A 16840-nucleotide genomic window follows, 5' to 3' on the forward strand; every position below is an offset into this window, starting at 1 on the left:
CGTCACGCCCCCGCCGAAGGTCGTGCATGTTGCGCCGCCGAAGGCCGTCGTGGTCGCACCCGCGCCGCGCGTCGTCTACGTCGCGCCGCCGCCGCCGAAGGTCCTGTACCTCGCGCCGCCGCTGCCGCGTGCCGTGTACGTCGCCCCGCGCGCCGTGTATGTCGCCCACCCGCCGCGCGCCGTCGTCTGGGTGCCCGGCCACTGGGCCGGCCGCGTGTGGGTGCCGGCGCACTGGGCATGACCCGGCCCCGCTCCGGTCTGTTTCGTTTTCCATCCGTTTCATCAACCACCCGGCCGGCGCAGACCGTCGGCCACGCAAGGAGAAACCCCATGAAGTCCATCAAGAAGATGATTGCCGTCGTCGTTTTGTGTATCGTCTCAGCAGCAGCGTCGGCACAGCAGGTGCCGCCCGGCGCGGCGAACGGTGGTGCACGCGTCGAACGCGCACTGATGCAGTTGCAGGCCCGCTTCGCCAGCGCGAACACGACGCACGACGGCAGGCTCACCCGCGAGCAGGCCGCCGCGGGCATGCCGATGGTCGCGCAGCATTTCGACGAAATCGATACGCAGCACAACGGCTACGTCACGCTCGAGCAGTTGGCCGGTTTCATGCGCCAGCGCATGGCGGCCCGTTGAACCCGCACGACGATCCGGCCGCGCACGCACCGGGAGGCAAGCGATGGAACAGTCCTGCAGGATCGTCGTGCTCGACGACGAAGCCGAGCTGCGCAACATGCTGCAGCGCTTCCTGACCGGCCACGGCTTCCAGGTCCGCGCGGTCGCCGACGGCAAGCGGCTTGACCGCCTGCTGCAGCGCGAGCCGTACGACCTGCTGGTGCTCGACCTGATGATGGAGCCCGAGGACGGCCTGAGCGTATGCCGGCGCCTGCGCGCCGAAGGCCAGACGCTGCCGATCCTGATGCTCACCGCAAAAGGCGATGCCGCGGACAAGGTCGTCGGCCTCGAGACGGGCGCCGACGATTACCTGGCGAAGCCGTTTCTCCCCGACGAACTCGTGGCCCGCGTCCGCGCGCTGCTGCGGCGGCAGAAGATGGCGGCCGGCGAGCCGACGGTCACGTCGCAGCGCCTGCGTTTCGGCGCGTTCACGTTCGACGTCGGCCAGCAGACGCTGATGCGCGACGGCACGCCCGTCGAGATCCATTCGGCGCAGATGCTGCTGTTGCACGCGCTCGGCTCGTCGCCGAATCGCGCGGTGAGCCGCGAGAACCTGCTCGCCCGCGCGCGCGGCCGCGACCATGCCGCACTCGACCGCAGCGTCGACGTCCAGATCCTGCGGCTGCGCCAGATCGTCGAGGACGATCCCGCCAAGCCGCGCTTCATCAAGACCGTCTGGGGCATCGGCTACATGCTGGTGGCCGGCATCGAGCCGTGATGCGCATCCCGCTGCCGCGCTCGCTGCTCGCGCGCAACATCGCGCTGCTGGTGGCGCTCGTCGCGCTGTCGCTCGCCTGTTCGCTCACCGTGCTGCTGCACTACGTGCAACGCCCGCGCATCGAGCGGGCCTCGATCGTTTTCGCCGACTACGTGCAGCTGCTCGACCGCACGCTCGCCAGCCTGCCGCCCGATGCCGGCCGCACGGCCGTCGCGCAGTTCGGCGGCCAGGCCGCGCTGCCGCCGGCCGCACCGCCGCAAGCGCCGAACCTGGCGGCCTTCTTCCGCACCTGGCAGCGCGACGTGTTCATGCAGGCCCTGGAACGCCACCTGCCGCCGGACCTCCCGGCGCGCTGGCAATCCGGCGACGACGAGCGCCTGTGGATCCGACTGCACGCGGCCGGCTCGCCTGTCTGGGTGCCGCTGCCGATGGCCGCCGACGCGCAGGCGAGCGGCATCACGACGGCCCTCGTGCTGTCGGTCGGGCTGGCGCTGCTCGCGGCGCTGACCGGCTACCTGATCCAGCTCCACCTGAACCGGCCGCTCGACGCGCTGGCGCGGGCGGCGCAGCGCGTCAGCGCGGGCGAGCGCCCGCCGCCGCTGCCCACCGACGGCCCGACCGAAATCGCCGACGTGAGCCGCGCATTCAACCAGATGGCCGACGCACTGCAACAGGCGGAAGCGACCCGCTCGCTGATGCTGGCCGGCGTGTCGCACGACATCCGCACGCCGCTCACCAAGCTGCGCCTGGCGATCGCGATGGCGCTGCCGCGCGGCACGCACGACGCGCTCACCGCATCGGCCGAGCACTATCTCGACCAGATCGATACGATCCTGCAGCAATTCATGGACTACGCGGGCAGCGGCGAGCGCGAAACGCCGCAAACCGGCGACCTGAACGCGCTGATCGGCCAGCTCGTCGCGGATTTCGCGGGGCTCGGCCATGAATTCGAGTTCGACGAAGGCGAGGTGCCCATGTTCGCGTTTCGTCCGATCAGCGTAATGCGGCTGCTGATGAACCTGATGCAGAACGCGGTCGTCTATGGCCGCACGGGCCTCGGCGTGCGCACGTGGGCCGAAGGCGGGATTGCGTATGCGGTGGTCGGCGATCGCGGCAACGGCATCCGCGCGGCCGAACTCGAACGGCTCAAGGCACCGTTCAGCCGGGGCGCGAACGCACGCAGCCATGCGGGCGGCACGGGCCTGGGCCTCGCGATCGTCGAGCGGATCGCCCGCCTGCACGGCGGCTCGCTGACGTTCCGCGACCGCGACGGCGGCGGCCTGGAGGCCGTCGTCGCGCTGCCGCTCGATTCGTCCGGGCAGGCGCGGCGAGGGCTTTCGGGTTGAGTGGCGGCTCGATGGTTCTTCGGTTCTTCTGTCCGCCTTACTGCCTTACTGCCCTACTGCCTTACCGCCTTACCGCCTTACCGCCTTACCGCCTTACTCCCTTACTGCCTGACGATCCGACGATCCGGCGGCCCAGCGTGCCCGCGCGCGGCGGCACGTGACATGCGCCGACATAATTCCTGCGTGGCGCATCACGCCCGGCCTCCGCATACTTGCGCCTGCGTGTTGCGCAACGGCATGAAACCTCTCCCTCGCCAGCGATCACGCCCCGCTTCCGATCGTTCGCGTTCCTGAATGCCGCGACAGTATCGGCAACTTCATCCAGGCCTCGGAGATCGACATGCTCACTTCCCTTCACACCCTTGCCACCCACGCCAAACGTCTGACGAGCGTCGCGCTGATCGCCGGCGCGCTCGCGATGACCGGCTGCGCATCGACCTCAACCACCGCCATGACCGCCGCGCCGGCGGCCCGCACGCAGCCGCAGGTTCGTGCGGACGTCGTCTACGTGTCCGCGTTCGACGTGGACACGACCGACGTCAAGGTCGACGCCGGCATGATCGCCAAGCTCACGACCCTCGCGAGCGGTTCGTCCGCCGACGTGCAACGCCAGCAGAGCGCGCTGACGACACGCGAGCGGCTCGCCGACGCGCTCGTGCGCGAACTCCGGTCGCAAGGCATCCCCGCGCTGCGCGGCCCGGTGCCCGACGGCCGCGACGCGCTGGTGATCGAAGGCCGGTTCGAGTCGATCGACGCCGGCAACCGCCGCCGCCGCACCCTGATCGGGCTCGGAGCGGGCAAGAGCGAAGTGAAGGCATCGGTCACCGTGCTGTTCCGGCCGGCGTATGGCGCGCCGCAACCGCTCGGCACGTTCTCGTCCAGCGCGAACAGCGGCCACCTGCCCGGCATGGTGGAAACCGCCGGGGTCGGCGCGGCGGCCGGCCGCCTCGCGACGTCGGCAGCGGTCGGCGCCGGCCTGCATGGCGTGTCGGAAGCCAAGCACGACACGGTGGTGTCCGATACGGATCGACTCGCGCGCTCGATCGCGAAGCAGCTCGCCACGCAGAATGCGGCGAACGCGTGGCTGCCGACGGTGTCGGCGAGCTGACGCACCGCGCACCGCGCACCGCGCACCACACGCTGCACGCCGCACGCCGCACGCCGCCTGCCGGCCCGGCGGGCGCGCAGGCGGGCGGCCGGGCATAATGCGCGAGGCCGCTGCGGCGGCACGCGCCGCGACCGTGCCGGGCCACCCGACGGCCGGCGCCATTTCCCGTCCTGAACGAATTCCGAACCTCAACCCGTCAATGCCATGCAAGTACTCGTCGTAGGAACCGGCAAGCTGGCCAGCGAACTGCTCGGCGCGCACCGGCTCGACCCCGCAACCTGTCGCGTGATGGCGTGGTCGGACAGCACGCACCACGATGCGCAGCATAGCGACGCCCGGCATGGTGACGCCCGGCATACCGACGCCCGCTCGATCGTCGTGCACGCCGGTTCCGGCCGCGAGCTCCCTGATGTCATCGCGTTCTGCGAGGCCACCGCGGCGCCGCTCGTCGAGCTGTCCACCGGCTCCGTGCTCGAAGCCGGCTCGTACGCTTTCCCGATCGTGCTGTGTCCGAACACGAACATCCTGATGCTCAAGTTCATGAGCATGCTGGAGACCAGCGGCCACCTGTTTCACGACTGCCGGATCAGCCTGACGGAGTCGCACCAGGCCGGCAAGACGTCCGTCCCGGGCACGGCCGTCGGGATCGGCCAGTCGCTCGGCGTGCGGCCGGAAGACATCCGCTCCGTGCGCGACCCGGACGTGCAGCGCAGCGAATTCGCCGTCGCCGACGATCAGCTCGGCCGCCACGCGATTCACCGGATACGCATCGACGACGGTGCGTGCAGCCTGCAGTTCGAATCGCGCGTGGTGGGCGATACGCCCTACGCGGATGGCGTATCGCGCATCGTCGACGCCGTCCGGCAGCACGATCTCGAGCACCGCCGCTATTCGATCGTCGAGTTCATCCGCAACGGCTGGCTGTAGTCGCGGCGGTACGCGGCGGCAGGCATGCGCGCGTCTCGCACGTCGTTTCCACAACGAAAACAGGTTCGTCGCAAAATGCCGTGGATGTCGCCGATCGCTTCGCCGGCGGCATCCGGGCCAACGTCCCGCCCCCGGCAGCCGCGACGTGCAAACGTCGTTTCGTATCGGCCGGCAAGTTATCGGCCGAGGTTCATTCGCCGAGATGGGGCGCAAACCGCTGCCGACGCCGGCGCGTGAATCGCCACAGTCGACATCCCCCGAAAGGAGAGCATCCAATGACCCGCCCCGATTTCATCAAGCACTGGACCGAGCTCGAAGAACCGGAAGCGCATTGCTACCGCGGCGACACCGAGCCGATGGCGCTGGACGCACCGCTTTCCGCCGAACTCGGCATCACCCGTATCGGCATTCATCACGTGAGGCTCCTGCCGGGTCGGCGGACGTCATATCCGCATGCCGAAAGCACCGAGCAGGAGTTCGTGTACGTGCTCGAGGGCAAGCCCGATGTCTGGATCGACGGCGTGCTGCACCCCGTTGCAGAAGGTGATTCCGTCGCGTTTCCGGCGGGCACCGGCATCTGTCACACCTTCATCAACAACACGAAGGACGAGGTCAGGCTGATGGTGATCGGCGAACGCCCGCGCGACGACAACCGTATCCGCTACCCGAAGAACGAGGCGTACGAGCTTACCCGCGCGGACCGCTGGGTGGACTGGCCCGCCAGGCCGCTCGGGGACCACGACGGCATGCCGGACTGACGCTCGCGAAGATGCCCCCGACGGAACCTGCCGAGCCTGCTGCGTGAACGCGCGGCAGGCCGCCGGAGCCGCCTCGTTGCGCGGCGCGTTACCCGGCCAGCCATCACTCGCCGCCCAGCACCGCCCCGCTCTCGGGCAACGTCGCACCGCCGTCGACGACGATCGTCTGCCCCGTGATGTACGCGGCATCGGCCGACGCGAGAAACAGCATCGCGTTCGCGATATCTTCCGGTTCGCCCATCCGCGCAAGCGGAATGTCGCGCGCGATCTGCGCGGCGACCGACGCATCGCCAAGATTGCCTGCCGCCGGCGTGCGGATCATTCCCGGTTCGACACCATTCACCGTCACGTTGTGGCGTGCGAGCTCGAGCGCCGCCGCGCGAATGAAGCCGTTCACGCCGGCCTTCGACGCCGCGTAATGCGCGAGCCCCGGATACACGACGCGCGGCCCCGTCACCGACGACGTGACGAGCAGCCGCCCCGCCCCCGCGCGCCCGAAGGCCGGCAACGCGGCCTGCGCGAGCCAGAACAGCGCCGACAGGTTGACCGACAGCGTCCGGTCGAGCGTCGGCTCGTCGATCTGCGTGAACGGCGTCAGCGGAAAATACGCGGCATTGTGGACGACGACATCGAGCCGGCCGCCATCGCGCTCGACTGCCGCGACCAGCGCGACCAGTTGGTCGCGGCTGGCCGCATCCACCCGATAGGCGCGCACCTCGCCGCCCGTGCTCGCGAGCGCGTCGGCCTGCGCGGCGGCGGCCTCGCCGTTCAGGTCGGCGAGCGCGACGAACGCGCCGGATTCCGCGAAACGGCGCGCGATCGCCGCGCCGATCCCCTGCGCGCCGCCCGTGACGAGCACGACACGCCCGCTGAAATCCGCCCGCAGGCGGCCGCTGCCCGGCGCGGCATTCATCGCTGCGCCCCGCCGTCGAGCGGATGCACGGTGTCGTTCAGCACCTGCGCATGCGCGCCGATCGGGAAGTTCGACAGCGTGCCGAAATCGCCGCCCTGGTAGCCGAAGATCTTGCCGTCGGTCTTGCGCTGCGCGAGGTCGATCAGCACGACGCCGAGCGTCGGCACCACCTTTTCGCGCCACACGAACAGATACAGCTCCTCTGCAATCCTGAAGTAATGGCAGCGGTCGACATCGGCCAGGCCGCCTTCGACACCCTGCAGGCACTGCCACGCGTAGAAGTTCTCGTTCAGGTAGATGTGCTCGTAGCACTCGGTCGGGCTGTAGCGGTACAGCGTCCGCTTGCCGATCAGTTCGCGCGTGGGCCCGTGCAGCGGCCCCGGCTGCGTATGGCCGCCGAGCGTGCCGTGCCGGAAACCGGCCTCGACGCCCGTCAGCGGCAGCCCGCGCGCCACCCGCGTGAACGCGTCGATACGCGTGTCGGCTTCGGTCGGCAGCGCGCCGACAACCGACGTCCATACCCCGTTGTCGAGATCGATCACGAGACTGACCGACGTCGCGCGGGCTGACGAATCGATGTAGTCGACGAAGTACAGCCCGTTGCGCAACCGCGTCACGCGGCACGGCTCGCGGCCGCCCGTGTCGGTCGCCGCGTCGCGCCACTGCAGCGCGCCCGGCTCGAACATGTAGACCCGCCATGCCCCCGACGCGTCGCCGAGCGTCAGCGTATGCCCGGCGAGCGCATCGACGGATGCGAGGATGTTCGCTTCCGGCGCGAAGCCGTCCGCGAGCGCGCCAACCTGAATGAATACCGGATCCTGTCGTTCCACCTGCCGTCTCCCGCGCAGCTTCAGGCCCGGCGGACCGTGTACGCTGCTCATGTGCACATGGTGCGGGCTGCGCGCGATGCGCGGTATCGGCCAAAAGGATGAAGGGCGCGCGCCGCCGGAACGCGCTAAAGTGCACGAAATCCGCGCCGCGACCGGCGCGAGGAGCGCACATGCACCGCGTCACCCACTACCGACGGACCGGCGAAGGCATCGAGGCAATCAGCCTCGACTCCGACCGCGCGTTTCCGCGCCACGCGCACGACGAATTCGGGGTCGGCGTGATCGTCAGCGGCGCGCACCGGTCGTGGAGCGGCCGCGGGCAGGTCGACGCCGTGGCCGGCGACGCGATCATGGTCAACCCGGGCGAGATGCACGACGGTTCGCCGATCGAGGCCGGCACGGGCCGGCGCTGGCGGATGCTGTACCTCGCGCCCGCGCTGGTCGCGGGCGTCGCGGCGGAAGAAGGCCTCGGCGGCATCGAACTGGCGCATCCGGCGGTACGCGACGCGCGGCTCACGGCCGCCGTCGGCCGGCTGCATGCGCGCATCGTCGCGGGAGAATCCCCGCCGCTCGCCCGCGACGAGGCACTCGTGATGCTCGTCGCCGGGCTGCTCGCCCGGCACGCGAACCGCACGCTGCCGACGGCGGGCGTTGCACCGGCGATCCGCATCGCGCGGGAGCGGCTCGACGCGGCACCGGCCGCCCCCGTTTCGCTCGCCGAGCTGGCCGGCCTGAGCGGCGTGAGCCGCTTCCAGCTGCTGCGCGGGTTTGCCCGCGAACTAGGCATCACACCGCATGCCTACCTGATCCAGTCGCGTGCGCGGCTGGCACGCGCGCTGCTCGCCAGCGGCCTGCCGATCGCCGATGCCGCGGCCGAAGCCGGCTTTGCCGATCAGAGCCACCTGACGCGCGCGTTCGCGCGCCAGTTCGGGATCACGCCGGGGAGGTTTGCGCAGGTCGGTTGACGTCGGGCCCCCGCGCAACGCGATCGGTTGCAAGGCGATCGAAGGCGGGCCCCGATGTCGACGACGGCTGGCGCGGCTTGGGCTTGGGCTTGGGCTTGGGCTTGGGCTTGGGCTTGGGCTTGGGCTTGGGCGTCGGCTTGGGCGTCGGCTTCGGCTGCGGCTGCGGCTGCGGCTGCGGCTGCGGCTGCGGCTTCCGCTTCGGCTTCCGCTTCCGCTTCGGCAGCAGTCTGCGCAAACGCACGTGCGTAACGCCCCACGCACGGCCCTCGACGCACCCGCGCCCGCTGCAATTTCGTTCAAGACGCGCGATGCCGCCATACGCGACGATGCGGCGCATGAAGACACGACTGATCGGCTATCTCTATCTCGCCGCCGCGATGGCAGGCGTCGGCAGCACCGTCATCGCGAGCCGTCTCGCGGCAGGCGGCCTGCCGCCGTTCACGGCCACCGCGCTGCGCTTCCTGATCGCGACACCGCTGCTGTTCGCGCTGATGCGCGCGCAGCGAATGCGCTGGCCACGCATTTCCACCCGCGACGGCGTGCTGCTCGTCATCCAGGCTGCAGCGGGCGGTGTCGGTTATACGGTGCTGCTGATCAGCGGCACGAAGCTGTCGTCGCCGCTCGACGCAGGCGTGATGCTCGGCACGCTGCCCGCGATGTCGACGCTGATCGCGGCCGTCGTGCTGCGCGAGCGGCAGACGCCGCGCGACTGGGTGGCCGCCGCGCTCGCCACGGCCGGCGTGCTGTTCGTCACGTTCGCCCCCGGCCACGCGCTGCCGTCGCTCCAGACGCTTGCCGGCGATGCACTGGTGCTGGCCGCCGTTGCATGCGAAGCCGTATTCATCCTGCTCAACCGGCGCCTTGCCGCGCCGCTGCCGCCGCTCGCGCTGTCCACCGCAATGTCGGGCCTCGGCTTCGTGCTCGCGCTCGTGCCGGCTGTATTCGAATGGCACGCGGTCGCAGATGGCTGGACTCTCGGCGCGGTGTCGGCAATCGCCTACTACGCGCTGGTGCCGACCGTGCTCGGCTACTTGTGCTGGTACGCGGGTTCGGCGCGCACCAGCGGAACCGAGGCCGCGCTGTTCACGGCGGTCGCGCCGGTCTCGGCCGTGCTGTTCGCGGTCGCGCTGTTCGGTGAAACGTTGAACGTCACGCGGGTCGCCGGCATCGCGCTCGTCGTCGCGGGCATGCTCGTCGGCGCGACGCGGCGGCGCGAGCGGCTCGTCGACACGCACGATGCCCGGCCAACCAGCCCCGCGCCCACCCCCGCTCAAACCGCCGCCGACTGATTGCAGTCATCGCGGGATTGCGGCAACGGCGGCCACTTCCTCCCGTCACATCGTCGCGGCCCGCGCCCCCGGCCACTGTAGGAATGTGTCCGTGCGCCGCAAATCCATTGCGCACCACCCCGCAAGATGCAATATTCGCGTGGCCGGCCCCTTTGACAACCATCGAACAACAATCCGACACGCAATGAACAGGAAGGAAGCCAAAACAAGAATCGCGGTGCTGCTCTCCGCGGGAACGAGGAAGGCCGACGCACTGGCCGAACTGTCCGGGCAGGGGCTCAAGGATCGCGTGCTCGCGCACCTGATCGCATCGCGCCCCGACCCCGAGCGCTGCCGCAAGAACAAGGTGCACGTCCGGATCCTGGTCGCGCTCGGTATCGCCCAGCTCGCGATCAGCCTCGTGCTCGCGTATTACTTCTTCGCAAGCGGCGCCGGCACCGGCCTCGTGGCCGTGTTCCTGGCGTTGACCGTGCCGCTGTCGCTGCTGTTCATCTGGGGCTTCGCGACTCATCGCGTCGGCGCCTATCACGCGTTCATCCTGCTGTCGCTGCTGCAGTTGCCGAAAACCATCGCCGAACTCGGACGCGATCCGTCGACCGCGCTGCCGAGTCTCGTGATCACCGCGTTGCTGGTGGGCTACGTCTGGTACGTGCGCAACCGGATGTTCCCCGACTACGGCTGGTTCACGCCGCGCAAGGTCGAAGGCCGCTACGCGTTCGTCGAACACGCGTGACGCCGCCGGCGTCGGCGCCGGTCGAAAAAAAAGCGCCGGGCCGCCCCGCAATTGCGGGACGGCCGGCGCTTTCTGCATTCCGAAACCAGTCGGCTTACTTGGCCTTTTCAGCCGTATCGCTGATCGCCTGGCCACCCTTCGAAATATCCTGGCCCACACCGGCGACCGTGTTGCAACCGGCGAGCGCGGCGGTCACTACCAGCAGCATTGCAGCAATCGTACGCGTCATTCTCATTCTCCTTCGAATCAACAAGCCCGACGGGCGAATCGTATGCGGCCCCGTGCCCGGCAAGACGCCGGGCACGGGGCCTGACCTGATTATACGGAGACGGCCGCGACGCGCCACTACGAACCCGCCGCATGTCACATGGGCCACACAGCCGGTCCGCGCAGATTTTCCTTGACTTCAACGCGCCAGGAACTAATATACGCACCGCGTATATTTTCCGTCAGGAGCCGCCGATGACCGTCCCCCAGCAAGCCTTCCTCCGCGACGCGATGCGCCGCCTCAACATGACCCGCGAAGCGTTCGCCAATCGCATCGGCGTCAGCCGGCGCGCGCTGGACACCTGGCTGTTGCCCGACGATTCGCAGGAATCGCGCGGGATGCCCGAGATCGTCGAGCGCTTCGTGTCGGAAATCGTCGAGCGCTCGGCACCGGAAGGCGGCAGCTATACGCAAAGCGTAGATAATCAAGGACTCGCCAAGCAGTTCTTTTTCGAAGGCAAGCCGCAACTGCTGTCGGTCGACCAGTTCTCGCGGGAATCGGTCGAGGCGCTGTTTCGCGTGGCCGACGTGATGCAGCCGATCGCACGCCGCCACAAGATTTCGCGCGTCCTGGAAGGCGCCGTGCTCGGCAACCTGTTCTTCGAAGCCAGCACGCGCACGCGCGTGTCGTTCGGCGCCGCCTTCTGCCGGCTCGGCGGCTCGGTGTGCGACACGACGGGCTTCACGTTCTCGTCGATGGCCAAGGGTGAATCGATCTACGACACGAGCCGCGTGATGGCCGGCTACGTCGATGCGCTCGTGATCCGCCACCCGGAGAAAGGCTCGGTGGCCGAGTTCGCGCGCGCGACCAACCTGCCCGTGATCAACGGCGGCGACGGCCCCGGCGAGCACCCGAGCCAGGCGCTGCTCGATCTCTATACGATCCAGCGCGAGTTCTCGCGGCTCGGCAAGATCGTCGACGGCGCGCACATCGCGCTGGTCGGCGACCTCAAGTACGGGCGCACCGTGCACTCGCTCGTCAAGCTGCTCGCGCTGTACCGCGGGCTGAAGTTCACGCTCGTGTCGCCGCCGACGCTCGAGATGCCGGCCTACATCGTCGACCAGATCGCGACGAACGGCCACGTGATCGAGCAGACCACCGACCTCGCGGCCGGGCTGCGCGGCGCGGACGTCGTCTACGCGACGCGGATCCAGAAGGAGCGCTTCACCGACGAGTCGTTCGAAGGCTACACGCCGGATTTCCAGATCAACCAGGCGCTCGTCGACACGGTGTGCAAGCCCGACACGCTGATCATGCACCCGCTGCCGCGCGACAGCCGGCCCGGCGCGAACGACCTGTCGGTCGACCTGAACCGCGACCCGCGCCTCGCGATCTTCCGTCAGACCGACAACGGCATTCCGGTGCGGATGGCGATCTTCGCGGTGCTGCTCGGCGTCGAGAACCTCGTCCAGCATTCGATGCGCGACGCGACGTGGCGCCCGCCGGCATACCTCGGGCCGGAGGACGCGGTGTTTCACGGCGTCGATTGAACCGCATCCGGGGTCTCGCGCCCGCCATCGTTTCAGGCTGGAAAGCGCGCTCGCCTGAAGCAGAACGCGCCGCATCGCACGGCGCGTTTTTCAATTGCGGGGCAGCCTGCGCGGCCGGCAGCCGTGGGCTCGCTAGCGCGCCCACGGGTCGATTACGCGAATTCCCATTGCCTCGAACGGCGTGACATCGCGCGTGGCGACGATCAGGCCGTTCGCTTCGGCCGTGCCGGCGATAAAACCATCGGATGGTGCAATTGCGACACCTGCGGCACGAGCGCGTGCGCGAAGGCTCGCATACGCTTTGCTCGCAGCATCGTCGAATGGCAGGATTCGTCCTCGAAACAATGGCAGCACGCGCTGCTCGATGCTCTGATGCAGCCACTCTCGCCGGCGTCCTTCCGGCAATACAGCCACGCCCAATCGTATTTCCGCGAGACTGATCGCAGCCAGAAACAAGGTTTCGACATTCTGGGCATCGAGCCACTCGATCACGGCCGCGTTCGGCTCGCGTCGTAGCGGTTCGGAAATGACATTCGTATCAACAAGGATCATTCGAAGCTCATCGGATCGGCAGGCGTCTTGTCGCGCTGGGCGTCGAAATCGAATCCGCCGGCCTCCTGCCCGATTGCCGCCAGCATCGTTCCCAGCTTGAGCCGCCCGCCCGGAAGAACGGCCTGTTCGAGAATGTCGCGCACCTCGGCTTCGGTACTGCGCCCATGTTGGGCCGCGCGAATGCGAAGTGCTCGATGCACTTCATCGGACAGATTTCGGACGGTGATCACCGGCATGGTGCGCCTCATCAAGATTGCTTTCAATGCAGTCATATTAGCATTTTGCAGTCATACCAAGTGAATCGCGACACTGCGACTCTAACCGGCCCGACAAGCCCTTCCTATCTGGTCATTCGGCCAATCTTCCCTCCGCAATGACCCCGTCACATTCGTCAACAATTCCCTAACAAACGAGAACAAGAACGCTTCTCATTCACGATGAAATTACATAGAATGCCGCCTGAAAACAAATCGTAATAATTCCCGACGGCGTGCACATTTCCGCAGCGCACCGCCCCGGGGACACACCGCGAGGTCGAAGCGCACCATGAAGTCACGTCCCGACGAGCTGAAGCTCGGTAAATTCACCACCTTGTGCAGCGTGCTCGCCGCCGGCCCGGCATTCGCGGCGGACGGTACGCCGCCACCCGCCCCGGCCGGTACCGAAGGCCATCTCGCGCCGATCGAGGTACAGGGCAAGGCCGAGCACAGCTACAAGGCCGATTTCTCCGCTTCCGTGAAATTCACCGCGCCGCTCGTCGACACGCCGAAATCCGTCACCGTGATCCCGCAGGAGCTGATCCAGAACAGCGGCGCGTCGACGCTGACGGAAGCGCTGCGCACCGTGCCCGGCATCACGTTCGGCGCCGGCGAAGGCGGCAACCCGCTCGGCGACCGTCCGTTCATCCGCGGCTACGACACGCAGGGCAGCATGTTCGTCGACGGCATGCGCGACACGGGTGCCACGACGCGCGAGATCTTCAATACCGAACGCATCGAGATCACCAAGGGCTCCGACGGCGCGTACGGCGGCCGCGGCGGCGCGGGCGGCAGCATCAACCTGATCACGAAGGCCCCGCACCTCGGCACCACCGCCGCCGCGAGCGCGGGCCTCGGCACCGACCGCTATCGCCGCTTCACGGCCGACGGCAACTGGCAATTCGCCGATCACGCCGCATTCCGCCTGAACCTGATGAGCCACAACAACGACGTCGCCGGCCGCGACGCCGTCAACAACGAACGCTGGGGCGTCGCGCCGTCGATCGCGTTCGGCCTCGGCACGCCGACGCGCGTAACCGCGAGCTACTACCACCTGTCGACCGACGACATGCCCGACGGCGGCATCCCGTATTTCTATACGGCGTCGAACAAACCCGCGAACGTCGGCACGATCTATCCGGCCCCCGTCGACCGCCACAACTTCTACGGGCTGATCGACCGCGACTTCCGCAAGACCACGTCGGACATCAGCACGATCAAGATCGAGCACGACATCACGTCGGCGCTGACGATTCGCAACACCACGCGTTACACGGAATCGACGCAGGACTACATCTGGACCCAGCCGGACGACAGCCAGGGCAACGTGGTGAACGGCAAGGTCTGGCGCCGCAACAACAACCGCGACAGTTCGATCAACAGCCTGGCGAACCTGACCGAGCTGTTCGGCGAGTTCCGCACCGGCCCGTTCAAGCACAGCTTCACGACCGGCATCGAGCTGACGCGCGAATGGGGCAAGCGCGACAGCTACAACGTCGCGACCGACACCGGCAAGATCTGCCAGAAAGGCATCGGCGCCGCATCGGGCTACAACTGCACGAGCCTGTGGTCGCCGAACCCGAACGACCCGTGGGCCGGTTCGATCACACGCAACAACGACTACGCGCATGCACGCACCACGACGAAGTCGATCTACGGCTTCGACACGATCGAGATCACGCCGCGCTGGCAGGTCAACGCCGGCGTGCGCGTCGACGACTACTCGACCCGCTTCACCGACACCAAGGCCAACGGCGGTAAAACCTATACGCGCGACGACACGCTCGTGAACTGGCAGGCCGGCCTCGTGTTCAAACCCGCGCAGAACGGCAGCATCTACGCGTCGTATGCGACGTCGTCGACGCCGGCCGGCATGCTGCTCGGCGAAGGCAGCGAGACGCAGTCGCTCACGCCGGGCCGCGGCGGCGTCGGCCCGAACGCCGATCAGATGGCGCCCGAGAAGAACCGCAGCATCGAGCTCGGCACCAAGTGGAACGTGCTGAACGACAAGCTGTCACTCACCGCCGCGCTGTTCCAGATCGACACGACCAACGCGCGCGTGACGCTGCCGAACAACCAGTACGCGATGGTCGGCAACAAGCGTGTGCAGGGTCTCGAACTCGGCGTCGCAGGGCAGATCACGAAGCAGTGGCAGGTGTTCGGCGGCTACACGTACATGAAGAGCGCGCTGCGCGACAACGGCAAGGACGCGGCGAACGACGGCAACCGCTTCCCGAACACGCCGAAGCACAGTCTCACGATGTGGTCGAACTACGACGTGACGCCGAAGTTCACGGTCGGCGGCGGCGCGTTCTACATGTCGGAAGTGTTCGGCGATCCCGCGAACCTGCGAGCAGTGCCGTCGTACTGGCGCTTCGACGCGATGGCGCAGTACCGCATCAACAAGAAGCTCGACCTGCAACTGAACGTGAACAACCTGTTCAACCGCTCCTACTTCGACCAGGCGTACCCGGCGCACTACGCGTCGATCGCCCCGGGCCGCTCGGCGTTCGTCACGCTGAACGCGCGCTACTGATCGATGGAGGCTATATCGCTGAAGGCGCTCGCGTCGGTGTCGCCGCGCGAGTTCGCCGATATCCTGGCCGGGCCGCCCGAGCGCGCCGCCGCGTGGATCGCGGCGGCGGCCGACAACGGCATCGTCGATGCGCAGGCCGTCTACGGGCAGTACCTGCTCGACGGGCATGGCGTCGCGCGCGACCCGGCGGCCGCGTTCAACTGGTTCCGGCACGCGGCGCGGGCCGGCCACGCGATGGCGATGAACATGCTCGGCCGCTGCTACGAGTTCGGCTGGGGCACGGCCGCGTGCGCGCCGGTCGCCGTGTACTGGTACCGGCTCGCCGCTCATGCGGGGCTCGACTGGGGCATGTACAACTACGCGACGGCGCTCGCGCTCGGCAATGGCGTCGACGAGAACCGCGCCGACGCGCTCGACTGGTTCCGCCGCGCGGCCGCGCTCGGCCATGCGAAATCGATCAACCTGATCGGCGGTTTCTACGAGGACGGCTGGGTCGTACCGGCCGACCCCGACGCCGCGTTCGACCACTATCGCCGCGCCGCCGTCGCCGGCGACTTCCGCGGCCAGTTCAACTATGCGCGGCTGCTCGCCGAGCGCGGGCGCGTCGACGAAGCGCTCGGCTGGCTCGCGCGCGTGCCGGCCACCGCTACCCCCGCGTTCGTCGCGAAGATGCGCGCGTATCTCGCGTCGTCGCCGATCGACGCATTTCGTGCGGCGGCGCTGCAGTTGCAACCCCAACCGCAGCCGCACGTTATGGAATCCGCAACATGATGCTTCATATCCCCGGCGTGTTGACCAAGGCGCAGGTCGCGCAATGCCGCGACCACCTCGATGCGGCCGAATGGGTCGACGGTAACGCGACGTCCGGCGCGCAGTCGGCGCTCGCGAAACGCAACCGCCAATTGCCGGAAGGCTCGCCCGCCGCGCGTGCGGTGGGCGACGCGATCCAGGACGCGCTCGCGCGCCACCCGCTGTTCTTTTCGGCGGCGCTGCCGCTCAAGGTGTTTCCGCCGCTGTTCAATCGCTACGAAGGCGGCGAGACGTTCGGCACGCATGTCGACAACGCGATCCGGCTGCTGCGCGGCACGGATTTCCGCGTGCGCAGCGACCTGTCGGCGACGCTGTTTCTCGAGGAACCCGATGCGTACGACGGCGGCGAGCTGTGTGTCGAGGATACGTACGGCACCCATCGCGCGAAGCTGCCGGCAGGCGATCTCGTGCTGTATCCGGCGTCGAGCCTGCATCAGGTGACGCCCGTCACGCGCGGCGAGCGCGTCGCGTCGTTCTTCTGGATCCAGAGCATGGTGCGCGACGACGGCGACCGCACGCTGCTGTTCCAGCTCGATATGCAGATTCAGGCGCTTTCCGCGGATAAAGGCGCGAAGGATCCGATGGTCATTGCGTTGACGGGGATTTATCACAACCTGTTGAGGAAGTGGGCGGATGCGTAACGCGAACGGTTAACGCTGCCCCCC

At 68.2% G+C, this 16840-nt stretch carries 18 protein-coding genes and 1 pseudogene; 14 read left to right on the forward strand and 5 right to left on the reverse strand.

Going from position 1 to position 16840, the window contains the following annotated elements; translation table 11 throughout:
- The 7 genes and pseudogenes from DPV79_RS09350 to DPV79_RS09385 form a co-directional block, all read left to right on the forward strand.
- Positions 1–241 (forward strand): annotated as a pseudogene (locus DPV79_RS09350) (hypothetical protein); the annotation flags it as partial.
- 89 nt (positions 242–330) lie between these two features.
- Positions 331–636, forward strand: coding sequence for an EF-hand domain-containing protein (locus DPV79_RS09355; RefSeq protein ID WP_081058806.1), 306 nt, complete (start codon positions 331–333; stop codon positions 634–636).
- Between the two features lie 43 nt (positions 637–679).
- Positions 680–1393, forward strand: coding sequence for a response regulator (locus tag DPV79_RS09360; RefSeq protein ID WP_048026791.1), 714 nt, complete (start codon positions 680–682; stop codon positions 1391–1393).
- Positions 1393–2739, forward strand: a complete 1347-nt coding sequence (locus DPV79_RS09365; protein WP_113045276.1) for an ATP-binding protein — start codon at positions 1393–1395, stop codon at positions 2737–2739. The genes DPV79_RS09360 and DPV79_RS09365 overlap by 1 nt, the downstream gene beginning before the upstream one ends.
- Positions 2740–3079: 340 nt before the next feature.
- Entirely contained in the window at positions 3080–3847 is a 768-nt protein-coding gene (locus DPV79_RS09375) for a DUF4410 domain-containing protein (RefSeq protein ID WP_113045278.1), read from the forward strand.
- Between the two features lie 204 nt (positions 3848–4051).
- A complete protein-coding gene (locus tag DPV79_RS09380) occupies positions 4052–4774 on the forward strand; it encodes a dihydrodipicolinate reductase (protein ID WP_113045279.1) in 723 nt (240 codons plus the stop codon).
- 275 nt (positions 4775–5049) lie between these two features.
- Complete coding sequence (locus DPV79_RS09385) at positions 5050–5532, forward strand: cupin domain-containing protein (RefSeq protein ID WP_021158171.1); 483 nt, start codon at positions 5050–5052, stop codon at positions 5530–5532.
- Between the two features lie 103 nt (positions 5533–5635).
- On the opposite strand, the gene DPV79_RS09390 is transcribed toward DPV79_RS09385, so the two are convergent.
- On the reverse strand, positions 5636–6445 hold the full coding sequence (locus DPV79_RS09390) for an SDR family oxidoreductase (RefSeq protein WP_113045280.1): 810 nt from the start codon (positions 6443–6445) through the stop codon (positions 5636–5638).
- Positions 6442–7275, reverse strand: coding sequence for a MoaF C-terminal domain-containing protein (locus DPV79_RS09395; protein WP_113045371.1), 834 nt, complete (start codon positions 7273–7275; stop codon positions 6442–6444). The genes DPV79_RS09390 and DPV79_RS09395 overlap by 4 nt, the downstream gene beginning before the upstream one ends.
- Before the next feature lie 170 nt (positions 7276–7445).
- Here DPV79_RS09395 and DPV79_RS09400 point away from each other — a divergent pair, with 170 nt between their 5' ends.
- From DPV79_RS09400 to DPV79_RS09415, 3 genes are all read left to right on the forward strand, one after another.
- Positions 7446–8240, forward strand: a complete 795-nt coding sequence (locus tag DPV79_RS09400) for an AraC family transcriptional regulator (RefSeq protein WP_113045281.1) — start codon at positions 7446–7448, stop codon at positions 8238–8240.
- A 335-nt stretch (positions 8241–8575) separates the two neighbouring features.
- Positions 8576–9529 carry a DMT family transporter gene (locus DPV79_RS09410; protein ID WP_113045372.1) on the forward strand — a complete coding sequence of 318 codons (954 nt, stop codon included), beginning with the start codon at positions 8576–8578 and terminating at the stop codon, positions 9527–9529.
- Positions 9530–9713: 184 nt separating this feature from the next.
- Complete coding sequence (locus DPV79_RS09415; RefSeq protein ID WP_021158166.1) at positions 9714–10262, forward strand: hypothetical protein; 549 nt, start codon at positions 9714–9716, stop codon at positions 10260–10262.
- 94 nt (positions 10263–10356) lie between these two features.
- Here the strand turns inward: DPV79_RS09415 and DPV79_RS09420 are convergent, their stop codons facing one another.
- Complete coding sequence (locus DPV79_RS09420; protein ID WP_021158165.1) at positions 10357–10491, reverse strand: entericidin A/B family lipoprotein; 135 nt, start codon at positions 10489–10491, stop codon at positions 10357–10359.
- A 233-nt stretch (positions 10492–10724) separates the two neighbouring features.
- On the opposite strand from DPV79_RS09420, the gene DPV79_RS09425 reads away from it, so the two are divergent.
- Positions 10725–12020 (forward strand): aspartate carbamoyltransferase, encoded by a 1296-nt coding sequence (locus tag DPV79_RS09425; protein ID WP_027789492.1) that lies wholly within the window; start codon positions 10725–10727, stop codon positions 12018–12020.
- Between the two features lie 132 nt (positions 12021–12152).
- Here the strand turns inward: DPV79_RS09425 and DPV79_RS09430 are convergent, their stop codons facing one another.
- Positions 12153–12572, reverse strand: a complete 420-nt coding sequence (locus DPV79_RS09430) for a type II toxin-antitoxin system VapC family toxin (protein WP_021158162.1) — start codon at positions 12570–12572, stop codon at positions 12153–12155.
- A complete protein-coding gene (locus DPV79_RS09435; protein WP_021158161.1) occupies positions 12569–12808 on the reverse strand; it encodes a FitA-like ribbon-helix-helix domain-containing protein in 240 nt (79 codons plus the stop codon). The genes DPV79_RS09430 and DPV79_RS09435 overlap by 4 nt, the downstream gene beginning before the upstream one ends.
- Before the next feature lie 310 nt (positions 12809–13118).
- On the opposite strand from DPV79_RS09435, the gene DPV79_RS09440 reads away from it, so the two are divergent.
- The 3 genes from DPV79_RS09440 to DPV79_RS09450 are packed head-to-tail and all read left to right on the forward strand — an operon-like array spanning position 13119 to position 16816.
- On the forward strand, positions 13119–15365 hold the full coding sequence (locus DPV79_RS09440; RefSeq protein ID WP_113045283.1) for a TonB-dependent receptor: 2247 nt from the start codon (positions 13119–13121) through the stop codon (positions 15363–15365).
- A gap of 3 nt (positions 15366–15368) precedes the next feature.
- Positions 15369–16136 carry a tetratricopeptide repeat protein gene (locus DPV79_RS09445; RefSeq protein WP_113045284.1) on the forward strand — a complete coding sequence of 256 codons (768 nt, stop codon included), beginning with the start codon at positions 15369–15371 and terminating at the stop codon, positions 16134–16136.
- Positions 16133–16816 (forward strand): Fe2+-dependent dioxygenase, encoded by a 684-nt coding sequence (locus DPV79_RS09450; protein ID WP_113045285.1) that lies wholly within the window; start codon positions 16133–16135, stop codon positions 16814–16816. Before DPV79_RS09445 ends, DPV79_RS09450 begins: the two co-directional genes overlap by 4 nt.
- Positions 16817–16840 lie beyond the last annotated feature (24 nt).

This window comes from Burkholderia reimsis (assembly GCF_003294055.1).
Lineage (GTDB): Bacteria > Pseudomonadota > Gammaproteobacteria > Burkholderiales > Burkholderiaceae > Burkholderia > Burkholderia cepacia.